This is a genomic window from Bartonella saheliensis, assembly GCF_902162175.1.
Window position 1 is genome coordinate 181,823 of sequence record NZ_LR607195.1, and the last position, 23,232, is coordinate 205,054.

The window sequence follows — 23,232 nt, forward strand, 5'->3', positions numbered from 1 at the left end:
TATAAAAGCCTTCCATATACCTTTTTTGCCTCGATTAAAAGAAACACACCGTAATTAATTAAAATGAAGCAGCCTTTCAAGATAGTTTTTTTCTACTTCTAGGATATGCTCTTTAGCCAAACGTTTGCGAATCTCTTCTAAAATCTGTCGTGCTCGCGTTTGGTCACTTTCTTGTGGCAGAGAGCTGCCTTGTTGCCCTTCTTGATCTGTTGTGGAAGAAAGTGAGCGCCCTAATGGATCTTCAGAACCCGAATTGGCATTTTGTTTATCTCCGGCTTCTTTAAGCATTTCACGCATTTTTTCCACGATATTTTGTGCACCCTGCCGCAAAGCTTCTAAAGCATCTGCCTGATTTTGCATAGACATTTGATTGTTGCCCTGATCAAGAGCATCTCCAGCAGAATTCATTTTTTCCTCTGCCTTTTTGAAGGCATCACGCGATTCAAACCCTTGGCTTGATAATTCTTTTTCTAACATTGACAATTCAGACTGCAACGCATCCTGACGTTTTTTTAAAGATTTTCTTTGCTCCTCTGGTATGTTTTCTCCACGTTGTCGTTCTTTTTCTAATTGATGTGTTTCATTGAGAATTTCTTGCTGACGCCGCATTAAATCTCCAAGCTGATCCATTTTTTCTTTCATCTTTGCAGATTGTTTCTGATGTTTCTCACCACCTTGATCGCCTTTTTGAACTTGCAAATGATCAAGAGTCTTTTCCAATTCAGCCAACAGTTGTTCAGCAGCTAAAGAGGAACCTGTTTTTGCCATTTCTTCAATAAGATTCAGCTTTTTTTCCAATGAATCTTCTGCAAGATTGGGACGCCTTATATTGTTATTGTTAGGATGACTCTTATCGTGTGGCGCTTCAGCCAAAGCATGAATATAAGCATCCATAGCTTGACGTAAATCTTCCACAAGCCGTTTAATTTCTGTCTCTGGAGCACCATAACGAAGTGCATCACGCAAAGCAGCTTGAGCTTGTTTTAAATTTTTCTGGACAGATTCAAGCTGATTGCCTTCAATACCCAAAGCAATCTGCCATAGATAATCGACGACATCACGCAAATCCTCTTGTGTCTCTGCCATAGAAAGCCTTGTCCATACACTCTGTAAAACAAGAAAATGTGTAAAATTTTGTAGCCCTTCTTGTGGGCGCACCAGCAAAGCAGAAAGCATATCGAGCACACGCTCGCGCATAGAAACATCAAGAGCAAGTAAACGACGCAATTCAATCACCGCACGTGCAACAGGATTCGAAAACACACGCTGTGGCAATATCATAACAAAAGTTTTGCTCCGTCCTTGTTGTCCCGCACCATCTTCTGCTACCAAAGTGATTTTGACTTCCGCACCAGCCCATGGATGTGCTGATACATCTTGCACCGTCCGCATTTTACCCTTTCCACCACGTGGCAGCAGAAGTTTTATTTCAGGCGCTTTATAAAGGGAAAGATTGCTTTTATGTTGATTCAAAAAAGGCTCTATTTCAACAAAAGCCTTTGATACTCCATAATCATCATCCAGTTCATACTGTAACTCTAATGAACCAGTCAAAATCCGTCCTGGCTTTTCCAGCCAACGAATTGTGGGGATCTGATCTTTCATTACCTGCAAATGCCACTTCTGTTGCCTATGACGTGATGAAACCAACAAATCTATTGAATTTTCTAAGTGTGTTTCAAAATGAATAATTGGCTCATTCAAAGTCACCTTTTCATTTTTCTTTGCAAACAAAACTTCTTGCCCATCTTTTTTAGAGACTGCTTTCACTGTAATACCAGCCCCATTAACAACACGTACAACGAGATTACTCCCTTGAGGAATTGTCACCTGTGTTTTCTCATCTTTTGTTAAATAAAGGGGCGCAACACTGGTATAAGCAGGTGGTGTTACCCAAGCATCAACCCGCATAGATGCTTCATCAATGAAAGGACGAAAATCAAAGGCATCTGTTAAACGTCCTCCTAGCGAGCCAAAAGAAAAACTAAAAGCACACACACAAAGCAGGAAACAAACAGTTCTCAAAGCCAGAGGATCATAAGCCACACTATTAAGATGAATAAACCCTGTTTTTAAATGGGATAATTGTCTTGCCATGCGGCGTTGATGTTCATGCCAAACAATTGTACGAAAATCATCGTCATTTTCAGCACATAAATGATCTGTTTGAACGCTTAAGGGTTGATTTTTAAGACCGTTTACTTGTTCAAGACGCTGATGAACTTCCTTCATTTTAGGAAAGCGAAAACCTTGAAGAAAAAATAAACTCCCCACAGCCAAAAACAACATAAGCCCAAGCAAGAGCAGATGGGGCCAATAACTGAGAATGCTAAAAATACCCAACCAACTAAGCGAACAAAAAAGACTAAGAACGAGGAAAAACGGCAACAACCGCCCCCATATCCGCTCAAATAAGAGGATAAACCACATCAAAATGCGCACACACAAAAGCTTTATAATTGCAAAACTTTTGATGTTTTCATTTTCCATAGACAAGCATTTTTCCCCTTTTACAGCGGTGAATTGAGACCTTGATCTTCTCTTGGCCTAAAAGAACGAGGATTTTAAAATCCCCACCACCCTGTAAGCAGATTATTTCCTCTCAAGTCAGTTGACTTTCCAACCACTTATAGGATTCACCTTATAGGCTTACCAGATAAATCTTACCCTGAATATTCTTCAACTTTATATTTTTACACTTTTACACTTGGGGAATGCAAAAGAAAACTGCAATCCAAGAGAAACAACATAGTATTTTAAAAATACCTGATTATACCTTTTCTCATCATATTGAAGAAAAATATTTTATGACGCTTAAAGCAAATCCCATAAAAATGACTTCCAAAGCATGCGTTGTTTCATCAAAATTGAGTCAAAATAAGGCCAAGAACACTTAACAACGTTCAATCCAATCTGGAATATGATCACATTCTATCAATTGTGCATAATCAAGGCGAGGACGAATAACCGCATAACGTGTATCTTGGACAAGAACTTCCGGTATCAAAAGCCGACTATTATAGGTACTCGCCATCACAGCACCATAAGCGCCTGCTCCAGTAATCGCCAAAAGATCACCTGGTGCCAAAATGGGTAGACAGCGATTTAAAGCTAAATAATCCCCAGTTTCACAAACCGAACCAACAACATCGGCTTGAATGAATGATGTATCTTCAGGTCTTTGTTTCACAGGGAGCACATTTTGCCAAGCATCATAAAGTGTTGGACGTATAAAATCATTCATCGCCGCATCAACAATAACAAAATTCCGCCCTTCACCTTTTTTTAAATAGAGAACAGATGTCAGCAACACACCCGCTTCACCAACAATGCTACGTCCCGGCTCTAGGATAATCTTTATTCCTAAAGGAGAAATATGTTTTTTCACCAGCGCTGCATAATCGAAAGGAGAAGGTATGACATGTTGTTCATGACCGTATGCGATACCAAGCCCACCGCCAATATCAATATGTGTTATCGCATAACCATCACCCCATAATTGGCGCACAAAATCTGTGATAATAAGGAAAGCTTCCTCAAACGGTTTTAAATCACAGATCTGACTCCCAATATGCATATCAACACCACAAACCTGTAATCCAGGGAGAGAAGCAGCCTTTTTATAGGCCTCTCTTGCAAACACCAATGGAATACCAAATTTATTCTCGGACTTTCCTGTTGTAATTTTCTTATGTGTTTTTGCATCAACATCTGGATTAATGCGCAATGAGACACGTGCTCTTTTTGCAAGCGCCACAGCACGCTGCGACAATTGTTCGAGTTCCGGCTCGGATTCAACATTAAAACAATAAATATCTTGGGCAAGAGCAAAATCTATCTCTCTCACAGTTTTCCCAACACCAGAATAGACAATATGGTTGGCAGGAATACCAACAGCAAGAGCGCGCCGTAACTCACCTTCTGAAACGACATCCGCTCCCGATCCATTTGCGGCTAAAAGCTGTAAAATTGCTTGATTAGAATTAGCCTTAACCGCATAAGCAATCAAATTTGGCATCTCTTGAAATGCCTTTTGATAATCGTGAAAGCGGGTCATTATTGCGTTAGCCGAATAACAATAAAAAGGTGTTCCTACATCCTGCGCAAGAGTAGAAAACGAAACACCTTCAGCATGGAGCATAGCTTGACGATAGGGGAAAAACTGCACATTTTCCTCCTACTTTATCAAACGATCAAGAATAAAAGGCTTATCTTTTTCACCTTTAGCAACAGATGTTCCTTGCCCAGGCTTCTCCACATTGAGAGGTGGCATCTCCAATGCTCCCTTACGTCCACATCCAACCATAACAACACCCCCCAAAAGGACAATTGTTAAATTCCTTAAAATGATTTTCATATGCCCTTTGCTCTCCTATTGATGTTTCTTTTTATTTTATGGGTTGGTTACTTTGTTGAAGTGTAAATCCCATCCTTCAAGCTGTAACAAGATATTCTTTCCAATAGCTAATTTGATAAAGTACTTCTGAAGGGGCTGTACCACCAAAACTTTTACGGCTTTCAACTGATTTTTCAACTGTCAAAACATCAAAAACTGTTGCATTAATTTCTGAACATATTGTTTGAAGTTCACTCAATGGCAAATCATGAAGCCCACATTGTTTTTTCTCTGCCAACGCCACAACACGCCCCGTAATATGGTGAGCTTCACGAAAAGGTATCCCTAACTCACGCACCAACCAATCAGCAAAATCTGTTGCCGTTGCATAACCCAAATCTGCTGCTTGCCTCATGGCTTCTTTATTGACCCGCAAATCCCCTATAATCCCTGTCATTGCGGCCAGCGATAATTCGAGATTTAAAGCGCCATCAAACACATATTCTTTATCTTCTTGCATATCTTTTGAATAGGCAAGGGGCAACCCCTTCATGACCGTTAACAAACCTATCAATGCACCATTCAACCGTCCACTTTTGGCGCGCACAAGTTCCGCCGCATCAGGATTTCTTTTTTGTGGCATAATAGACGAGCCGGTGGAAAAAGCATCTGATAAACGAATAAAATGAAATTGTTCACTTGACCAGAGAATAATTTCTTCTGCTAAACGCGAAAGATGCATTGCACAAAGAGCACCAGCGCTTAAAAATTCTAAAGCAAAATCGCGATCTGAAACACTATCAATGGAGTTGCGTGTTGGTTCTCGAAAACCTAATGCTTGTGCTGTCATAAAACGATCAATGGGAAAGCTTGTACCAGCCAAAGCCGCAGCCCCTAAAGGCGATTCATTCATGCGTTCAATAGCATCACGCATCCGTGATAAATCACGACCAAACATTTCCACATAAGCCATCATATAATGGCCAAATGTAACGGGCTGTGCCGATTGTAAATGTGTAAATCCAGGCATAAAGCTATCGACATGTTGTTCTGCTTGAACAAGCAATTGCTCTATTAATCCCTTTAAAGCTTGCGCTATTTTCTCTGTTGTCTCACGCACCCACAAACGAAAATCGACAGCCACTTGATCATTACGTGAACGCGCCGTATGCAAACGTCCCGCAACAGGACCAATCAATTCGCAAAGCCGTGCTTCAATATTCATATGAATATCTTCCAGCTTTCGTGAAAAAACAAATGTACCATCCTCAATTTCTTGACGAATACGTTCTAAACCATGAACAATTTTTTCATAATCTGATTGCGAAATAATCTTTGTTTGCGCTAACATTGCAGCATGGGCAAGTGAACCTTCAATATCTTGCCGATAAAGTTTTTGATCAAAATCGATTGAGGCGTTAATTTCTTCCATAATTGCAGCAGGTCCTGCTATAAACCGGCCACCCCACATTTGGTTCTTTAGCTTTTCATCTGTCATACTCTAAAAACACCCCTAAAAAGGATAAAAATCATGATTCCTCAAACTGTTAGTAACCAAAAAAAGCACAGCAAAAAGAAGCTCTTTATCATATCCTTTTTTGTTGCCGTCATCTTAGCTGGTATCAGTTTATACGCCACAAAAGGTCCTTATAACAAGAAAGCGCCTTTTTTTGCTAACTTTATTTCAGAAGAACAGAGCAAAAAAACACAAACAGAAAAAACAAGAGCACTCCAAAAAGCCGCAACAGGCTTTTTCGCCAATATGCGATTTTCTGATACGCCCACAGATATGAATCAACTCTCTTTTAAGGATATTCAAGGAAAAGACCACACACTTGCACAATTTACCGGCAAACCGATACTGCTCAATCTATGGGCTATTTGGTGTGCACCCTGTCGCACAGAAATGCCTGAACTTGCAACATTAAAGCGTGAATTGGGTGGAGAAAATTTCGATGTAATAGCCATTAATACCGATAAAACAGCCTCTCCCCAAAAAATTCAACAGTTTTTACACAATGTCGGCGCTGATAATTTAGTCTACTATCGCGATGAAACAATGGAAATTTTCAACAACCTTCGAAAACAAGGGCTTGCTTTAGGATTACCCATCACAGTTTTAATTGATAAAAATGGTCATCTGATTGCTTCCTATAATGGTGCTGCTCCATGGGCCAATGACGATGCCAAAGCGCTTATAAAAGCTGTCATAAAAGAAGCCCAATAACCTAATAACCACGCCTTTTTAAACGTTGTATAGCCAAATCCAATGCTGACAAAAAAGCAGAACGATCCTTGCGTCCAAAAGGACGTGGACCACCTATCATATTACCCTGTCCGCGCAAATCTTCCATCAAATTGCGCATTGCCAAAGCTTGACCAACAGAATTTACATCAAAAATACACCCCATAGGCGAAAGACAAACACCCCCAGCTCGCACAACCCGCGCTGCTAAAGGGATATCACTGGTAATAACGATACTTGCCTCATGCACATGCTCAACAATCCAATCATCTGCGCCATCGGGTTCACCAGGCACAATCACTCTTTCAATAAGCAATTCATTAGGAAGAACTAAAAAGCGATTTGCCACCACAAATGTTTTGAGCTGATAACGATTCATCACACGGTAAACTTCATCTTTTACAGGACAAGCATCCGCATCAATAAACAAAGTGATGGCAGGTTTGATCTGTTTATTCGTCTCTTGGCTTTTTTCACACAAAAAAGGTTCTTTCATTTATCTGAATGTTGTAAATGCTTGCGATAAAACATGATTGCTGCATTTATTTCACCTCCCAAAATAAAAATTGCGCTTAATATGTAAAGAAAAATAATAGCCACCATAATAGAAGCTAACCCTGCATAGGTGGAAATATAATCAAACATTGTTAAATACTGTGCAAAAGCAATAGAAGCCATAAACCAGACCAACATTGTCACCACGATTCCTGGTAAAATATCTATAAATTTCCGCCGCTCTGCTGGAAGCCATTTATGAACAATCAAAAGACTTACAAATAAAACAACTGCCGCGATTATATAACGCCACAGACGAATGATACCGATATGTTCGGTAATGAAAAAAGAATGATTTTGCATAATTTTGATCAGCAAAGGTGCTAAAATCAATAAAAAGCTAATCACCACAAGGCCAAAAGCTCCAAGGATGACAAAAAATAAACTTTGAAAACGACAAAACAACAAACTCCGTCGATCAACAACGCGATAAGCTTTATTTAAAGCGGCACGCAATGCTTCTATTCCATTCGAAGCAAAATAAGCCGCCCCAATGACAGAAAGCGTTAACACATCCCCTCTCTGAATAGTTGAAACACTGATAATTTCCTGAGATAAAGGATCTGCAATGACATCCGGTAATAATTGCACAAGCGCTTTAATTTTTTGCGGCGTGTATGTAAATGCACCAAGAAAGCTCGCAAGAGATGTTCCAAAAATAAAAAAAGGGAAAAATGCCAACAGGCCCGACAGCGCAACATGACTAGCAAAAGCACTTCCATTATCACGCCAATAATGGCTTATTGCATCAGCAAGAATACGATAGCTATACCAAAAGATATTCCTTAACAAATCTCAATACTTTCTGGTAATACTCTCTCTCATCTATACAAACTTTATAAAAATCATCAAAATTAAAAAAAATACCTCTTAATATAAAGGGCAATAATCAATACGGTCAAGCCTAGTTAATGTGCCAAATTGGAAAATAACAAATCAAAAAATTTTATGCATCAAAATCCCAAAACACTAAAGAGCGATACAGATAACATTCTAAGATTATGAATAAAAAAGACGACGCATTGATATAAACGAAACAAAATCAACCTATGATATGACAACCTTGGATACACTCCCAAGGATTTTTGTGATTTAAAAACACATCCATCACAGTTGAAAAACAACCTCGCATCAAGACACCATCGGTATCATCCAGAAATAACCATGAAATACAAAAAGCAAGGCATTGCATTATCCCAAGCTCTCCAACCACTAAAAGGAGGAACTCTAGATTCCGTGATTGCTTTATGCATTCCCATGCCACAGACAATCATCCTGCACCCATAAAAACTTTTGCCCCCCCGTCTCTCTATCCAAGAAATCGCCTATTTTATATAAATAGGCTGATTTATAAAGATAATTTATTATTTCTGATATTGAATGAGAAAGCCGAATATCATAGAACACCCCATTTTAAGCCTTTTCATAACAAACCAAGAACAACTCTTCCCTTATGCATCATAAAAAGGATAGCGTATGGGTAAAACCCTTTAAAGACAGAAATAACAATACTTCTCATCACCCATTTTAATATACAACATCAGAAATGAGCACATAAAATGGCAGCGTTAATTTATATCTTGCATATGCCAAGGGAGTCATGCCAATGGATCTTATCTGATATCATTCATAGGCGGTATCATAAGATAATCTGGAAGCAATAAGAGATCTTTCTTTATAATAATCCACTGCTTAAAGGAACATAAATTCCTAGAAAAAACAAAGAAAATTGACAAAAAATCTCTTGTTTTATCTGCCCTCTTTAAAAACATTATAGCGTCCAAAATCAGCAGCATCAACTTCCTGCCCCGCCTCAATAATACTACGGCGCACAGCACGTGTCTGTGTAAAAAAGTTAAACAGTGTCTCACCATCTCCCAAACGAATTGCCTGCTCTAAAAAAGCAAGCCCTTCACTAAAACGGCTCAACATTTCTAAAATAGCATCCTTGTTATGCAAACAAATATCACGCCACATAACAGGATCAGAAGATGCCAAACGGGTAAAATCACGAAAACCTGAGGCAGAATAAGCAATCACTTCTGAATTTGTCACCTTTTCTAGATCACTGGCTGTTCCAACAGTATTATAAGCAATCAAATGCGGTAAATGCGAAACAATAGCCAACACAAGATCATGATGTTTAGGCTCCATTTTTTCGACACGCGCACCACAAGCTTCCCAAAATGCTGCCAAGAGCGCTACAGCGGTAGCATCACTGTCAGCAAAAGGTGTTAAAATGCACCAACGATTCACAAACAAATCAGCAAAACCAGCATCCGGTCCTGAATATTCTGTTCCAGCAATTGGGTGCCCTGGAATAAAATGAACTGTTTTGGGCAATAAAGGTGCCATTTCTGCGATAACCAACGCTTTTGTAGAGCCAACATCACTCACAATCGCCCCAGGTTTTAAATAATCACATATGGTTTTCGCCACCTCAGCACTTGCTCCAACGGGAACAGAAATAATAACAAGGTCTGCGTCTTCAACCGCTTCTGCATTATCGATCGTATAAAAATCCCCAAGTTGCAATTCACGCGCTCTTTTCAATGTTTCTTGACGACGCGTTGCAATAGAAATTTGAGCTGCAAGATTTTTCTTTTTAATCACCCTTGCTAAAGAAGAGCCAATAAGACCAATACCAATGAGAGCTATTTTTTCAAACCGAATAGGAAGCATCTTTCACCTTCAAAAACTTTGTGAAAATGGTCATAAAGCGAAAATTTGTCCACCTGTTTATTCAAAAATTATCTACCAAACATTTAATCCGGCAAAAGAATAAATAAAAAAATCACGCGGCCACCTGATAATTCTCTGCACAAACCACTAACAGATTACTTTTATTTGGAAAATGCACTCCAAAATAATGCGAGAAAGGTAATATAAAGCTCTAAAATTTGTCAATGCTTGCTTATAAGCATGCACCATGACACAAAATACAAATAGTTCCTTTTAAATTCTTGAAAAAAATAACAACCGCTCCGCACAAAAGCATAAAACAGCATCTTCTTCTTTCAAAGCAAATATGAAGGATCTTGCACCCTGAAAAACTTTTATGAAAATGGTCATAAAACCACGATTTATTCGCAAATACCCCAAAACTGCGAGCAGATATCATTTCTTCGCACAACACTCGCGTTTCAGCACCATCCCTAACCACAACAATCAATACAAATTTCTCAAATATTAAAAATTCTATTCAATAAATCGTATGAAAAGACAGCGCCATTCTAAAAATATTTCTTTTCTCCCCATACCATAAACCAAACAAATACGGAGAAAATTTCACTCTCCCAATAAAAACTTCACCCTACCAACAAAAGAGTTTTGAAAAAACAACATAACTTACTTATGACCAGAAAAACCCATAAATAAAATCAATATTCACCTTTCACCAAACCTATCAAAATGAAAACTTCTTATCCTACAACTCTCTTGTTTTCCTCAAATCGATTATACGAATGATAGACACAATGCATTGATTTATAATACTATTTTATCATCTTACAATTTAAATAAGCCCCTGAAGTTCGTAAGATTTTGGGGCCTCAAACCTGTTATTTCTTGATAATCATGCAACTTGCACATCACAAACAAGGCTAGTGCATAAACAAAACCAGTAAAAAGGAGTAAAAATGGCTCTTATGAATGCTCTCAAGTGCCAAGAGCTGTTGGCTCATATTAGAGGCTGGAAAACAATGATGGTGCAGGATTGCTGCTTCATAAGCATAAAGATGTCCGTGCTCAATGGCTTTATCGTTATCCATTTATGAACGCCGTCGCGAAATGGGTTTGGGTGCATTGAGAGATGTCTCTTTAAAACAAGCCTGTAAATATATAACTGGGCGGCGCTCTGTTTTGCATGAAGAACCTCCCTCCATGAAAGAATGTGAGAAACAAAAGCCTTAAGCAATGTATAATCTCTGTTATTAAAAGACAGAACCGTGGATGCTTGAAAAAAACCGCAAAGCTGAATGAAAGAATGATAGATAGATTTTTAGCTTTACATCTTTATATTCTTCTTAAATGAAGCTGCCTTCCCGTTTTAAATATTTCTCTGATAAATGCAAACCCCATCAAATCTCCCTATGAGAGACCACTATCGTTCAAAAACAAAGAAAACTTATGAGAAAAATTTTTAAGCTTTCAAATACAGCTTCATATTTTAAGCAGCCATCTGGCGACGCGCAATAATTGTAAGCCCCAACAAGGCCTGACGAATGATAGCTTCACTCAAAAGCGGATTTTTACGGCTTTCTAAAACAGCAGTTTGAATTTTTTCCATAGCATAGGCAATATGTTCTAACTTCCAATATTTTAAAGCTTGCTCCACAATTTTTTTCCGTTGAAAAAAAATCGGTGGCCTTGCCTGAGAAACCACGAGAGAAGGAGATTTCCTTTCCACCTCCACCTGATAACGCAACAGCTGTAATTGCTGAAAATGCCTCTGTGCCGTACTTAAAATAAAGAAAACTGTTCCATGCTGTGTTATATGTTGGCTAAAATGCGCCTCGAAATTTCTGATATCCCCTAATAAAAGAGCATCAACCACTTCATCGATAGAAACAGCACTCACATTACTGACAACAGCTTTCACATCCTCAAGAGTGATATATTTTTCTGAAGCATAAAGACAAAGTTTTTCTAATTCGCTTCGAGAAACAAGACGATCTCCTCCCAAACTCTCGTGTAACCACTTGCGCGCATCCAAAGAAAGAGTCTTTTTAAAATAACCTAAAACCTCATCAATCAGAGCATCAAGAGAACGCGCATCATCGGCAAAACAAGGTAGAGCCATCGCTTTTGCTGCGGTTTCAATAACATTGCGTAAACCCGTTCCTTTTTTCAAATCGCCTGCTTCAATAAGAATAAAACTTTTTTCTGGTGGCTCTTCAATAAGAAGCTTTAAAGCTGTAAGAAAACCTTTTTGGTTAGCACCATGAGAAATCCATATTAAACGATCACCGCCAAACAGCGACAAGGTACGTGCTTCATTTTCCAAACGAGCAGGATCTTTATCAATCTCAGCTGCATCCAAACGAATCGTTGAAAATGGATCATCTATTGCGACCTGTGTAAGCTTAGCAAAGCGCTGTGCAGTTTCACAAACAAGCCCGCGATCTGGTCCATAAATGAGAACAATAGGAAAAGCACGTGAAAGACGCGTTAGAAAATGACCAACTTCATGCGCTTTTTTCTGAGCCAAAATATTAATCCATTAACAGTTCATCATCATCAAGAGCTTCCCCACGCACTTTTTGAAACATGCCAATTAAATCATTGACATTCAATCCCTTACGCTCTTCTTGACAGACATCCAAAATCACTTTACCGCTATGCAACATCAATGTGCGATCTCCGTGATCAAGAGCCTGACGCATAGAATGTGTCACCATAATAGTTGTTAATTTTTTCTCTTCAACGATTTTTTCAGTCAGTTTCATCACAAAATCAGCCATTCCAGGGTCCAATGCCGAGGTATGTTCATCAAGCAATAAAACATCCGCATGGGCTAAAGTCGCCATCACAAGACAAACTGCTTGGCGCTGTCCACCAGACAAACTGTCCATAGGATTATGAATATATGCCTCAAGACCAATGCCTAGTTGCGCAATCATATCTCGAAAAAACTGCCGTTTTCCATGATTTAAAGCTGGCCGCAAACCACGACGATTTCCCCGAAGAGCAGCAAGAGCCAAATTTTCTTCAATTGTTAAAGAACCACAACTTCCCATTAATGAATCTTGAAAAACACAAGCAATTTTTCCTGCACGCTCACTAACCGATTGCCTAGAAACATTTTGTCCATTGATGACCACTTTTCCTGTGGTGGGCAGAATTGCGCCTGCTAAAACACTAAGCAGGGTTGATTTACCAGCTCCATTTGATCCAATAACCGTGACAAAACTACCCTGATCAATCTTAAGATTAATATCAATGAGAGCCTGTTTTTCTAAGGGGGTTTGCGGTTTAAAAGTCACACTGACGTGAGAAAACTCAATCATGTTTACGTCTCCTCCAATAGCGTGGTATTACAAGGGCTATAACAACGAGCAGCGCAGTAATGAATTGCAGATCCGTCGATGTATCAATACCGATACCGTTTGCCTCAAAAGCAAATTGCACGGCCACACGATACAGGATAGATCCGATAATACAGCTGACAATAATCCAAAAAATATTGCGCGTACGAAAGAGCGTTTCCCCAATAATAACCGCTGCTAAGCCGAAAACAATCGTACCAGCTCCACCAGTAATATCGGTAGCAATCGCAGTTTGAATATAAAGGGAGCCACCAAGAGCAACACAAGCATTAGAGAGCCCCATACCAAAATAAATCAATGCTGAAGTATGAACTCCTTGTGCAGCAGCCATTCGTGGATTAGCTCCCATGGCACGCATAGCAAGACCTATTTCACTTTCCAAAAAGCGCCAGATCAAGAATGCCACCACCAGCAACACAGTACCAACGAAAAGAGGACGCACAAAGATATCAGGTAACCCAAATAAATTATAAAAGGGTGTTAACGCCGTATCAGAAAGTGCCAAATTAACATTAGAGCCCCCCATAATCCCCATAATACGAAGATTAACTGTATAGAGTGCTGACATTGTCAAAATCGAAGCCAAAAGATTCAAAATTCCAAAACGCAAATTGAGTAAAGCTGTTACCAAACCTGCTATCATACCAGCACAAAAAGCACCAACCATAGCAATCCACGCATTGAAACCTAAAAGAATCAACACACCACAAACACAAGCGCCAAGAAGAAATGAACCGTCAACCGTTAAATCAGGAAAATCTAAAACGCGAAAAGAGAGATAAACCCCTATAGCCACAAACGCATAAATAAGGCCTAACTCTACAGCGCCAGAAAACGCAAATATACTCATCCAAAGACCACCCCATAAAAATTTAACGTACTTTTATTTTGTCAATGTTATAGAATAGAAGCCTATTGAAGAACTTTTGTTGCACGTTCAATAACTGCCTGTGGAATAACAATACCAACCTTTTTGGCTGCTTTCACATCGATTCTAATATCATTATTAGCAGCTTGCACAACGTCAATATCGCCAGGCTTTTCACCCTTTAGAATACGTACAGCCAATTTTCCAGCTTCAACTCCTACATCATAGAAATTGACACCTTGTGTCATAAAAGGACCACGTCCAATAGAATTAGCATCAACCGTAAATAAAGGTGTATTCGTTTCCTGTGTAACTTGTACTGCACCCTCTAAAACAGAAAGCACGGTATTATCAGCCGGAACAAAAATAATATCTACTTTACCAGCCAAAGCACGTGTTGCTGCTTGAATATCAGAAGGTTTAGGTGCCGATGAAGAAATGATTTCAATGCCAGCTTTATCCGCTACATCCTTTAAGGTTTTCAATGTTGCAACAGAATTGGCTTCAGAGGCATTATAAAGGAAACCAATTTTTTTTAAATCTGGTTTTACTTCTTGCAAAAGTTTAACACTTGCTTCCACATCTATGCGATCAGAAGAGCCTGTTACATTTCCACCAGGTTTTGTAAGTGAAGAAACTATTTTGGTAGCAATAGGATCAGAAATCGCAGCAAACACAATAGGGATGGTTTTTGTTGCCGCAACCATTGTTTGTGCTGAAGGCGTAGTAATTGCTACAATAACATCGGGTTTATCACCAGCAAATTTACGTGCAATTTGTGTTGCTGTAGAAATATTGCCCTGTGCTGATAAAAAGGTAATTTCGAAATTGTCACCCTGCTTATAACCATTTTCTGCAAGTGTATCCACAACCCCTTTACGAACAGCATCTGCAGCAGGATGTGCCATAATTTGTGTAACTGCAACCTTAATGTGCTTAACGTGATCACCAGCTTTTGCAAAGCTACTCATGATAAAAACAGTTGCAATGACAACCCATAATATATTGATTCTTTTCAACATTTAAATCCGCCCCTCTTTTGCTCCAATTAAAGAGCGGTTAATCTATTGAAGAGTACTACTAAAATCAATCTTTATTTTTATTTTTGAAAGATTTACGAAATAAATCAGACTGACATGTTATTTTTTTGTTGCAATTCGCTAAAGCCTAAGCCATACAAGCAACATCTGAAGCAAAAAATGTTTCGAATCGGTGAGCGGGTGTAGCTCAGGGGTAGAGCACAACCTTGCCAAGGTTGGGGTCGTGGGTTCGAATCCCATCGCCCGCTCCATTTAAGTCTTATACTTGTAGGCTTATTTTTGCCCTACCTTGTACAAATTGTCCTTCAACTACGTCATGACAAAATTTCGACGGGTTTTCTATTGCCTTCTTTATGATAAGTATTGTGACGTTTCAGAAAAATCCCAAAGCCAATCTACCCTCTCAAATAAATCACGATTTTAATTCATTTACGCATGTAGCTTGCCAGCAAGTTTTGTACCAATTTATTTTCTTTAAAATGATTTTTAAGGGGTTCTCAAAGGATCTTCAAAGACCTTTCAAAGATCATTTAAAGCCCCTTTAATGAATCTTTTTTTCTTCTCCTAAATATCGCAATTGGTAATGAACAGTTCTTTTACCGGAATCGCATTATTTGACAAATTACAGGAATAAATTGTTCTCACCTCTTTTAAGGTACTGACTGAAAGTTTTTCGGATTTCTAAAGCAAAACAAAATAAGCTTTGAGGAATTCGGTCATGTTGACCGTATTGCACTTCTATATGCAATTGCGCAATGTTTGCACTATTGCTTCTTTCTGCAATTGGTGCAACTTGCACCAATTCCTCCAAATGATCATCACCATCGTTCAAAAGGACAAGTTGTCCCTTTGATTTTCTGTTCTGATCAAGTTTCCTTTTCTCCTGTTTCCTTTCCCTGATTTGGCGCTTCTAGGGTGATTTATGTGGTGTAGCCACTTTGCTTTTCATAGCGATGGATCACGGTAGCAGCCTTCCATGGGCCATTGATTTCGCCTCGAAACCCTTGCAAGAGAAGCGGTTGACCCGCCATGATTTCAGGGCGCCCCTCGAGGCTTAAAGAGCCACTGCCTATGGCTCGACAAAGCCTATCCGACGGAAGCTGCTGCTGCTTGTGCTTCTGCCTCACAAGGGTAGCAAGTCGGGCACAACGTGCCCGTATCTCTTCATTGATAACTTTCCATGGGCATCCCTCATCATCCGATACAAAATCCTCTCTCGCTGAAGCAACTTGACACTATAGGGGATAACCATAAAGCCTATAACTGGCAACAAATGCTCACATGGTTGTGTACATTTTTTGGCTCTATGAGCATAAGAAATAAGCCCAATTAGCTTTCTTAAAAAAGCATTATAGACCAAATGATCAAGAGCATTTTAAAACACCCGAATAAGATCCTTGATAAAGGGGGCTAGCGAGAATAACACCATCAGCTGTCGCAATTGTTTTAACAAATTGACGGACAGCAGCACTTGGATGAGCCCCAACATCATGATGATAATCTAGATCAACAATCGGCCAAGGCTGTTCACGCAAAACAACCCAATGAAGCGATACTCCCTGCATTAATAAGTAATCAGCTAAGCAATTGGCGACAGTTCTTGTTCATGATAGTTGACGTATAGACTCCCAAATAATTGCAACATTTAATAGAATTCCCCCTCTCTTTTCCCCAATAAATCTGACTACATATTGAAACATGATCGCAAACAGCACAACTGATAGAAATACACCATCTATCATCACACCAATCGTGATGGCAAAATATGATTTAAACTCAATCACCATTCATAATATTTTGGGCAAAGCAAAGCCTTGAAACGTCCTCAAAAATAAAAGATAGTAATAGCCCTCAACTATTTTAAAATTCTAGACTCAGTAAAGAGCTACTGTTTGTGGAATTATAATAATATTAAAAACTCATATCTCTAACCAATGAGAGCAGAAATCTTTTTGCTTTTTGTCTTTCGGCGTGTTTTTAAGATACACTCAACTTCTTGTTTAATCTTTGTAAAAAATCTTCAAAGACCTTTCAAATCTTCTTTTCTCACTTTTGCTACCAAATTCTGATTTTACTATTTTTCCCTCTTTTTATAATTTTTAAGTCTCAAAATCCATTCTAATAAAATTCTCACTTAATGGAAAATATCAATTTAAAAAATAATAAGTTACTAAGAATTTCTATCTCTTTTCACTTAAGTTAAATCCTCATGTCCAATGGCATTTATTTTATCCGTTTTTGTATGGGCATGAAAAACATTACAACAAAATACACAACAGAATAGAAATTTTTTACAGCAATTGCTTCATATACTCTTCCATAACTCATAGAAATGGTGAAGGGGGCCTCGCCCTTTCCCTACTTGCAAAGCATTTGAGGCAGATAAGGCGCCATGCAAATAGTCCTTTGCTTGTTTAACCGCACAAAGCAAAGGCTGTGTAGGCAATAGAGCTGCAATTGCAGCAGAAATGGTACAACCCGTACCGTGATCATGAGTAGTTGTAAGACGAGGAGCCTCAAGCATAACAAGATCCTCATCATCACAATAAAGATCTGGACTAGAACAATTGTCATTCTCCATATTCTCTTTAGCAAGAGTGCTTAAATGCCCACCTTTTAAGAGAACAGCTTTACAACCAAGTGCCAGAAGCTGTGGTGCATATTGATACATAGCATTTAATGACCATTGTACCTTACCTCCCAACAACAGAGTGGCCTCCGGTAAATTTGGCGTGATCAAAGTCGCCATGGGTGCAAGAACATCACGCATAATTTCAATGGTGTCAGGCTGTAAAAGAACATCACCACTTTTTGCCACCATAACAGGATCAAAAACAATAAAACGCGCTTTATGATAAGCAAGGCGCTCTGCTATAACTTGCGCAATCTGAGCATTTGCCACCATACCAATTTTAACAGCATCAACGTGAATATCCTCAAAAACTGCGTCAATTTGATCAGCAACAAAAGAAGCATCCAACGCTTGAAAAGCACGCACGCCCTGTGTATTTTGTGCAACAACAGCCGTAACCACACTCATACCATAGGTTTTCATGGCTGAAAAAACCTTTAAATCCGCGTGCATTCCAGCACCACCAGAAGGATCAGTACCAGCAATAGATAAAATCCGTGGAATAAAAAGTTTATCTTGGTTTTCTTGTGGTTTCATCAACCTTTTTTCCCTATGTTTGTAAATATCGGAAAATAGGTTCCCGAAAGTAGAATTGTGAAAAAACAGAAAGAAAGTGTTTTCTCATATAAATTACGTTATATATCCAGCCTTCTTATAAAGATAAAATAGGAAAGTATAGTGTTAATCCTTCGTTCTCTTCTTTTTACCTTCGCTTTTTACACAGCAACTTTTATACAAATGATTCTTTATGCCCCTGTTTATTTTCTCATGCCACGCAAAAAAGCTTGGATTGTTCCCAAAACATGGGCGCGTGTTACACTTTTTTTACAAAAATACATTGCCGGCACAACCTATGAAATTGAAGGATTAGAAAACCTCCCTAAAGGGGCCTATATCATCGCTCCAAAACATCAATCTGCGTGGGAAACCTTTGGTCTTGTCCCCTATTTGGATGACCCTGCTCTTATTTTAAAACGTGAATTAACGTGGATTCCACTTTTTGGCTGGTACATGGCAAAAACACAAATTATCCCCATTAACAGAACAACACCTATTAAAGCCTTAAAAACCATCATACAAAAAGCCAAAGAAAAAGCAAAACAAGGGCGCCAAATTCTCATCTTTCCCGAAGGAACACGCCGACAGCCCGGTCAAAAGCCAAATTACAAATCAGGAATTGTTGCTCTCTACAATGAGCTCGAACTTCAAGTTGTTCCGATTGCGCATAATGCCGGCCTATATTGGCCACGAAACAATTTTCGCCGCTATCCTGGGAAAATTCGCGTTCGCATCCTTCCCCCTATAGCAGCAGGTTTAAGCAAACGCGATTTTCTAAACCAACTCGTTGAAAAAACAGAAAAAGCCTGTGACGAACTGCTTTTATTAGCAGCCCAAGATTCTAATCCCCCACCGTTACCCGCTTGTGCTATTAAAAAGCTTCAAGCACTAAAATATCATGATCAAAATATTGATGAATAAAATAATAATCGCTTTTCAGATGAAGCTTAAAGTAACAAATACAGGGACACTTTTCATCTTACTTAACCTCTAAGGAAACAGCAAAAAATTTGCTTGCAGCGTATTCCAGAAAAAGAGAACAATGTGTAAAACACAAAATATTGTAAAGAGGAAGTAAATATACTGATTATAAACTGTCTCAAGAGAAGACCAGTTGCAATATTAGAAGTTGATAAGTAGAATACAGTAGGTGTCTGTACATCTATAAGCATAAATATAAGCACAAAAATGGTAAGACCGAATAAACTGTAGATGATATATTACAAGCTGTGCAAAGAGATGGGGCGGGAGATAAGATAAAAAATCTCTTTAAAAGAAATGCGTAGACAAACAGCACAATAGCATGGTCTTTTTCAATGAAGAACATGATCAACGAGTAAGGCATAGCGCAATATCCATGATGGAAAAGATATTGCATGAGGGGCTTTTACAAGCCATGAAGTTGAACACAAAGGGGAAAATTAAAAAATGGTAGTCTTTTTATTTCAGCAAAAAAACGCATACGGCATTAACTCTCTCCCCTCTCTATCATAGACTTAAAAGCTTTTTGTACTAAATTAAAACAGTCCTCAATCACTGATAAGAAGGTATTGGATTTAAACTTAATGCAACGACTCTTTATTAATCTTTTTTTGTCTCTTATTTTGACCTTGATAAGCACTTTTGCTCTGTCTCAGCCCTTTATATCTGTTGATGTTACAACGGGACGTATTTTAGCGCACAATCAAGCTTTTGAACGTTGGTATCCAGCCTCCTTAACAAAATTAATGACTGCTTATGTCATTTTCCGCGCCATGAGCGCAGGCAAAGTTTCATCGCAAAAACACATCACCATCAGCCAATATGCAGCGAAAGCTCCAGCACACCGTTCAGGCTATAAAGCTGGTTCTGTTCTCACCCTTGAAACAGCCTTAAAGATTACTTTGGCGACTTCCACCAATGATCTAGCCATTGCTATGAGTGAAGCAGTTGCCGGCTCACAAGAAGCTTTTGTACAGAAAATGAATATGGAAGCGCAACGTTTAAAAATGTTTGGTACGCATTTTGCTAATGCAAGTGGATTACCAGATTCACAAAATTACTCCACGGCACGCGATATTGCTCTTTTAGCGATTCAGATTCGCCGTGAATTTCCGCAATATGCCCATTATTTTTCTATTCCTGCCATTGATTTTGGTAACAAACGAAAAATTCAGCCCAATTCAAACAACCTCATTGGTCGTTTTCATGGTATAGATGGCATGAAAACAGGCTTTATTTGTGCCTCTGGCTTTAATCTTGTTGCCTCCGCAACCCGCAATAAACGTACAATTATTGCTGTCATTTTAGGAGCCAATAATATAAGTGAAAGAGAAGAAAATGCCGCACAACTGCTGGAAACGGGTTTTTTACATAAAGGAACACCCGAGCTCACGCTGGAAACACTAAAACCCTATGGTATAAAGAGAACACAAGTAAGCGATATGAAACAACAAATGTGCACTCCTGAAGCCATAAAAATGCATGCGAATTCTTATGATGATCAAGGAAAAATTATCTTTTCTTCACCTTTTATTACTGATCCACCTTCTTTTATACTTCCTCTACAAGTACGCCTCATTAGTGCGCCTCAGGAGCCCACCATTACAGCAAAACCGCTAAAAAAACTTTACATTCCACATAACAAACCAGCAAACAGCTCTATAAAAAAGGCCGCAAACTACGGTCGATAAGAAACATGAAAATAAAGCGCATTCCCCTCACGCTTATTACTGGCTTTTTAGGCTCTGGCAAAACAACTTTACTCAACCGGATGCTACGCGATCCTCTTTTGGCTGATTGTATTGTGATCATCAATGAATTTGGTGAAGTAAGCATTGACCATCTCTTAGTTGAAAAAACGACAGAAGGAATTATCGAACTTGCCAATGGTTGCTTATGCTGTCGTTTGCGCAGTGACCTTATCGATACATTGACTGATTTAGTAAATCGCGTTCAAACGGGAAATCTCAAACAATTCAACCGCATCATCATTGAAACAACAGGTATGGCTGATCCAGCGCCTATTTTACAAACTCTTTTAAGCCATCCATTCTTAATGCGCACATTATCGATTGAGACTGTTCTTGCAACATTTGATACTTTAAACACGCTGTCTATACTCGAACGCTATCCTGAAATACATAAACAATTAGCACTTGCAGACAAAATTATCCTCACCAAAACGGACCTCACCAACCCCAAAGCACTTTCAAATACGCTGCTTAAAACACTCAAAATAATAAACCCTACGGCACAAATCATTGATGTCCACTCTGATGCGTGCTGTCCAAATGCATTAATAAGCAAAACATTATGGGATAAAGAAGCAGAAAAGACACAATTTCAACAAGGACGCCCCCCTGCCCCTCATGATCATACACACCACTCAACCATTCGTGCTTTTTCACTAAACTGTAAAGAACCAATAGACTATACTACCCTTCATACTTTTTTAGAGCTCCTAAACAATTTTTATGGCGCAAAAATACTACGTATTAAAGCAATTATCGCCTTGTGTGACGACCCACATCGCCCACTTGTTTTACATGGTATACAGACATTTTTTCATCCACCAACAAGACTTCCAGCATGGCCAAAAGGAATAACACAAACACATCTTGTCATCATTGCTGATGGTCTTGAAAAAGAGGTCATAGAAAAACTTTTCAATGCTTTTTTCAACAAACCAGCAATAGATACCGCCGATAAAACCGCTATAATGGATAATCCCTTGGTAATTCCAGGAATGAAATTTTAATCTTTTCTGCCATCTTTTCAAAAAACATCCTAATGAACAAGATGGGCGTCTTTCAAACAAGTTCTATTATATCGCGCTACAAGCATGAACATATCATTTGATCTCCTCCTCATAAAAGATGAAAGCTTCTGTTCCTTATCAACCTATAATCAGATTGATTTCTCTTTTACAGAGTCATTCCCCTCACGCAAAATAGAGCGTCACAAAACGCCATTATATGGCTAAGTTACGCGACTTGTTTTCAAGGAACATCCCTCAAGGCAACCAAGCCCCATTTTATGACGAAAACTGTAGCGGAAACCAGAAATGCTATAAAGGTAAAGCCATTATGCACACCATTTTCACACTTATGAAAATTTAAGACGATACCATCACACTCTTTACGAGCTCTCAATCTTGCAACAATTCTTGGCACCTGAGAGCTTTATAAAAGATATTCTAGTTCCTTTCTAAAATGTTTTGAGCCATATACCACCCCAAACGTGCAAGCAGGCGATTTTAATTGATTCAAGATAAGAGGATTTGGATACAAAAAACTTAACATTTTTGAGTTATTAAAGTTGAAAAAACATTGATTTATTATGATAAGTCAATGTGTTATCTTTTTAAGAACAAGACACCTTAAATTTTACGTTTTGGACTTATCTTTATATTTTAAAGGCAATCGCTAGAGTTTTTCGGACTGGAGAGAGTTCAGCATAGAAGACGAGCTCTTTACTTGTATGAGAGAAGCAAGTGCAAAGAAATCGCAATAGCGCTCAGTGAGTACATTTTCAGCAGAAGATAAAGTGTTTAAATCAAAGAATGCTATCTAAGCACTTTATGAAAGGTATATTTCTCTTACAAGTGGTGGTAACGCCCATGCAAACAGAACACTCCTGTATGGCCAATTTACGTACATTTTAAAAGCAATATCTTTCAATGTACTCAAACCTATTTCGTAGGCGCGTCCCGTAAATACTGTGAATGGTATAACGATAAAAGCATGTGCACCACCATCTTTACGTACTTGAAGATACAAGCCAATATCACCATACTTTTTCCGCTCTAAGTAATGCAACACCCCTTGTCTTTGAGAAAAGACATAACAAGAATTTTATTTCTCATCTTCAAATATTTTTATCCATATGCCAACCTCACTTGTAAGAGGGAAGCAAAGAATTTTGAGTGATTCACTATGAGAGAAATCTGAAATAAAACAAGCTTACAGTA

The 23,232-nt window shown here is 38.7% G+C and carries 17 protein-coding genes, 1 tRNA gene and 3 pseudogenes; 6 read left to right on the plus strand and 15 right to left on the minus strand.

Features of this window, described 5'->3' with window-relative positions; translation table 11 throughout:
- Positions 1-54: 54 nt before the first annotated feature.
- The 4 genes from FS875_RS00860 to argH form a co-directional block, all read right to left on the minus strand.
- Positions 55-2,490 (minus strand): TIGR02302 family protein, encoded by a 2,436-nt coding sequence (locus tag FS875_RS00860; RefSeq protein ID WP_144751865.1) that lies wholly within the window; start codon positions 2,488-2,490, stop codon positions 55-57.
- Positions 2,491-2,893: 403 nt separating this feature from the next.
- Positions 2,894-4,168: a diaminopimelate decarboxylase gene (gene lysA / locus FS875_RS00865; protein WP_144751691.1), complete on the minus strand. Its 1,275-nt coding sequence runs from the start codon at positions 4,166-4,168 to the stop codon at positions 2,894-2,896.
- 9 nt (positions 4,169-4,177) lie between these two features.
- Positions 4,178-4,357: an LPS translocon maturation chaperone LptM gene (lptM, locus tag FS875_RS00870; protein WP_144751694.1), complete on the minus strand. Its 180-nt coding sequence runs from the start codon at positions 4,355-4,357 to the stop codon at positions 4,178-4,180.
- 76 nt (positions 4,358-4,433) lie between these two features.
- Positions 4,434-5,834 (minus strand): argininosuccinate lyase, encoded by a 1,401-nt coding sequence (gene argH / locus FS875_RS00875; RefSeq protein ID WP_144751697.1) that lies wholly within the window; start codon positions 5,832-5,834, stop codon positions 4,434-4,436.
- A gap of 33 nt (positions 5,835-5,867) precedes the next feature.
- On the opposite strand from argH, the gene FS875_RS00880 reads away from it, so the two are divergent.
- Positions 5,868-6,563, plus strand: coding sequence for a TlpA disulfide reductase family protein (locus FS875_RS00880; RefSeq protein WP_144751701.1), 696 nt, complete (start codon positions 5,868-5,870; stop codon positions 6,561-6,563).
- Between the two features lies 1 nt (position 6,564).
- On the opposite strand, the gene FS875_RS00885 is transcribed toward FS875_RS00880, so the two are convergent.
- The 3 genes from FS875_RS00885 to FS875_RS00895 all read right to left on the minus strand — a co-directional run bounded on the left by FS875_RS00885 (position 6,565) and on the right by FS875_RS00895 (position 9,818).
- On the minus strand, positions 6,565-7,077 hold the full coding sequence (locus FS875_RS00885) for a YaiI/YqxD family protein (protein ID WP_144751704.1): 513 nt from the start codon (positions 7,075-7,077) through the stop codon (positions 6,565-6,567).
- The gene (locus FS875_RS00890) at positions 7,074-7,928 is read right to left on the minus strand and encodes a YihY/virulence factor BrkB family protein (protein WP_144751707.1); all 855 of its coding nucleotides are present in this window, start codon (positions 7,926-7,928) and stop codon (positions 7,074-7,076) included. Before FS875_RS00890 ends, FS875_RS00885 begins: the two co-directional genes overlap by 4 nt.
- A 957-nt stretch (positions 7,929-8,885) precedes the next feature.
- The gene (locus tag FS875_RS00895) at positions 8,886-9,818 is read right to left on the minus strand and encodes a prephenate/arogenate dehydrogenase family protein (RefSeq protein WP_144751710.1); all 933 of its coding nucleotides are present in this window, start codon (positions 9,816-9,818) and stop codon (positions 8,886-8,888) included.
- A gap of 956 nt (positions 9,819-10,774) precedes the next feature.
- Between FS875_RS00895 and FS875_RS10945 the strand changes: the two are divergent.
- Positions 10,775-11,042, plus strand: a pseudogene (locus tag FS875_RS10945) (integrase arm-type DNA-binding domain-containing protein); the annotation flags it as partial.
- A 262-nt stretch (positions 11,043-11,304) separates the two neighbouring features.
- Here the strand turns inward: FS875_RS10945 and holA are convergent.
- From holA to FS875_RS00920, 4 genes are all read right to left on the minus strand, one after another.
- Complete coding sequence (gene holA, locus FS875_RS00905; protein WP_144751713.1) at positions 11,305-12,345, minus strand: DNA polymerase III subunit delta; 1,041 nt, start codon at positions 12,343-12,345, stop codon at positions 11,305-11,307.
- A 4-nt stretch (positions 12,346-12,349) separates the two neighbouring features.
- Entirely contained in the window at positions 12,350-13,144 is a 795-nt protein-coding gene (locus FS875_RS00910; RefSeq protein ID WP_144751716.1) for an ABC transporter ATP-binding protein, read from the minus strand.
- Complete coding sequence (locus tag FS875_RS00915) at positions 13,137-14,033, minus strand: ABC transporter permease (RefSeq protein WP_144751719.1); 897 nt, start codon at positions 14,031-14,033, stop codon at positions 13,137-13,139. The genes FS875_RS00910 and FS875_RS00915 overlap by 8 nt, the downstream gene beginning before the upstream one ends.
- 62 nt (positions 14,034-14,095) lie before the next feature.
- Positions 14,096-15,073 carry an ABC transporter substrate-binding protein gene (locus FS875_RS00920; RefSeq protein WP_144751721.1) on the minus strand — a complete coding sequence of 326 codons (978 nt, stop codon included), beginning with the start codon at positions 15,071-15,073 and terminating at the stop codon, positions 14,096-14,098.
- Positions 15,074-15,267: 194 nt separating this feature from the next.
- On the opposite strand from FS875_RS00920, the gene FS875_RS00925 reads away from it, so the two are divergent.
- Positions 15,268-15,342, plus strand: a tRNA-Gly gene (locus FS875_RS00925).
- Between the two features lie 371 nt (positions 15,343-15,713).
- Here FS875_RS00925 and FS875_RS10345 read toward each other — a convergent pair.
- From FS875_RS10345 to thiD, 4 genes and pseudogenes are all read right to left on the minus strand, one after another.
- Positions 15,714-15,923 carry a hypothetical protein gene (locus FS875_RS10345; protein WP_207999924.1) on the minus strand — a complete coding sequence of 70 codons (210 nt, stop codon included), beginning with the start codon at positions 15,921-15,923 and terminating at the stop codon, positions 15,714-15,716.
- A gap of 88 nt (positions 15,924-16,011) precedes the next feature.
- Positions 16,012-16,228 (minus strand): annotated as a pseudogene (locus FS875_RS10420) (hypothetical protein); the annotation flags it as partial.
- A 227-nt stretch (positions 16,229-16,455) separates the two neighbouring features.
- A pseudogene (locus tag FS875_RS10425) lies at positions 16,456-16,683 on the minus strand (NADPH-dependent FMN reductase); the annotation flags it as partial.
- Between the two features lie 713 nt (positions 16,684-17,396).
- The gene (gene thiD / locus FS875_RS00940; RefSeq protein ID WP_144751725.1) at positions 17,397-18,260 is read right to left on the minus strand and encodes a bifunctional hydroxymethylpyrimidine kinase/phosphomethylpyrimidine kinase; all 864 of its coding nucleotides are present in this window, start codon (positions 18,258-18,260) and stop codon (positions 17,397-17,399) included.
- A 141-nt stretch (positions 18,261-18,401) separates the two neighbouring features.
- On the opposite strand from thiD, the gene FS875_RS00945 reads away from it, so the two are divergent.
- The 3 genes from FS875_RS00945 (at position 18,402) to FS875_RS00955 (ending at position 22,020) form a co-directional block, all read left to right on the plus strand.
- Positions 18,402-19,202, plus strand: a complete 801-nt coding sequence (locus FS875_RS00945; protein ID WP_144751728.1) for a lysophospholipid acyltransferase family protein — start codon at positions 18,402-18,404, stop codon at positions 19,200-19,202.
- Positions 19,203-19,846: 644 nt separating this feature from the next.
- A complete protein-coding gene (locus FS875_RS00950; protein ID WP_144751731.1) occupies positions 19,847-20,953 on the plus strand; it encodes a D-alanyl-D-alanine carboxypeptidase family protein in 1,107 nt (368 codons plus the stop codon).
- Between the two features lie 5 nt (positions 20,954-20,958).
- Entirely contained in the window at positions 20,959-22,020 is a 1,062-nt protein-coding gene (locus tag FS875_RS00955; protein ID WP_144751734.1) for a CobW family GTP-binding protein, read from the plus strand.
- The last annotated feature ends 1,212 nt before the right edge of the window (positions 22,021-23,232 follow it).

Bases quoted from the DNA above. Each gene is read 5' to 3' on its own strand.
- FS875_RS00860 (WP_144751865.1), bottom strand. From the start codon at position 2,490: ATGGAAAATGAAAACATCAAAAGTTTTGCAATTATAAAGCTTTTGTGT.
- lptM (WP_144751694.1), bottom strand. From the start codon at position 4,357: ATGAAAATCATTTTAAGGAATTTAACAATTGTCCTTTTGGGGGGTGTT.
- argH (WP_144751697.1), bottom strand. From the start codon at position 5,834: ATGACAGATGAAAAGCTAAAGAACCAAATGTGGGGTGGCCGGTTTATA.
- FS875_RS00880 (WP_144751701.1), top strand. From the start codon at position 5,868: ATGATTCCTCAAACTGTTAGTAACCAAAAAAAGCACAGCAAAAAGAAG.
- FS875_RS00885 (WP_144751704.1), bottom strand. From the start codon at position 7,077: ATGAAAGAACCTTTTTTGTGTGAAAAAAGCCAAGAGACGAATAAACAG.
- FS875_RS00895 (WP_144751710.1), bottom strand. From the start codon at position 9,818: ATGCTTCCTATTCGGTTTGAAAAAATAGCTCTCATTGGTATTGGTCTT.
- FS875_RS00910 (WP_144751716.1), bottom strand. From the start codon at position 13,144: ATGATTGAGTTTTCTCACGTCAGTGTGACTTTTAAACCGCAAACCCCC.
- FS875_RS00915 (WP_144751719.1), bottom strand. From the start codon at position 14,033: ATGAGTATATTTGCGTTTTCTGGCGCTGTAGAGTTAGGCCTTATTTAT.
- FS875_RS00920 (WP_144751721.1), bottom strand. From the start codon at position 15,073: ATGTTGAAAAGAATCAATATATTATGGGTTGTCATTGCAACTGTTTTT.
- thiD (WP_144751725.1), bottom strand. From the start codon at position 18,260: ATGAAACCACAAGAAAACCAAGATAAACTTTTTATTCCACGGATTTTA.
- FS875_RS00950 (WP_144751731.1), top strand. From the start codon at position 19,847: ATGCAACGACTCTTTATTAATCTTTTTTTGTCTCTTATTTTGACCTTG.
- FS875_RS00955 (WP_144751734.1), top strand. From the start codon at position 20,959: ATGAAAATAAAGCGCATTCCCCTCACGCTTATTACTGGCTTTTTAGGC.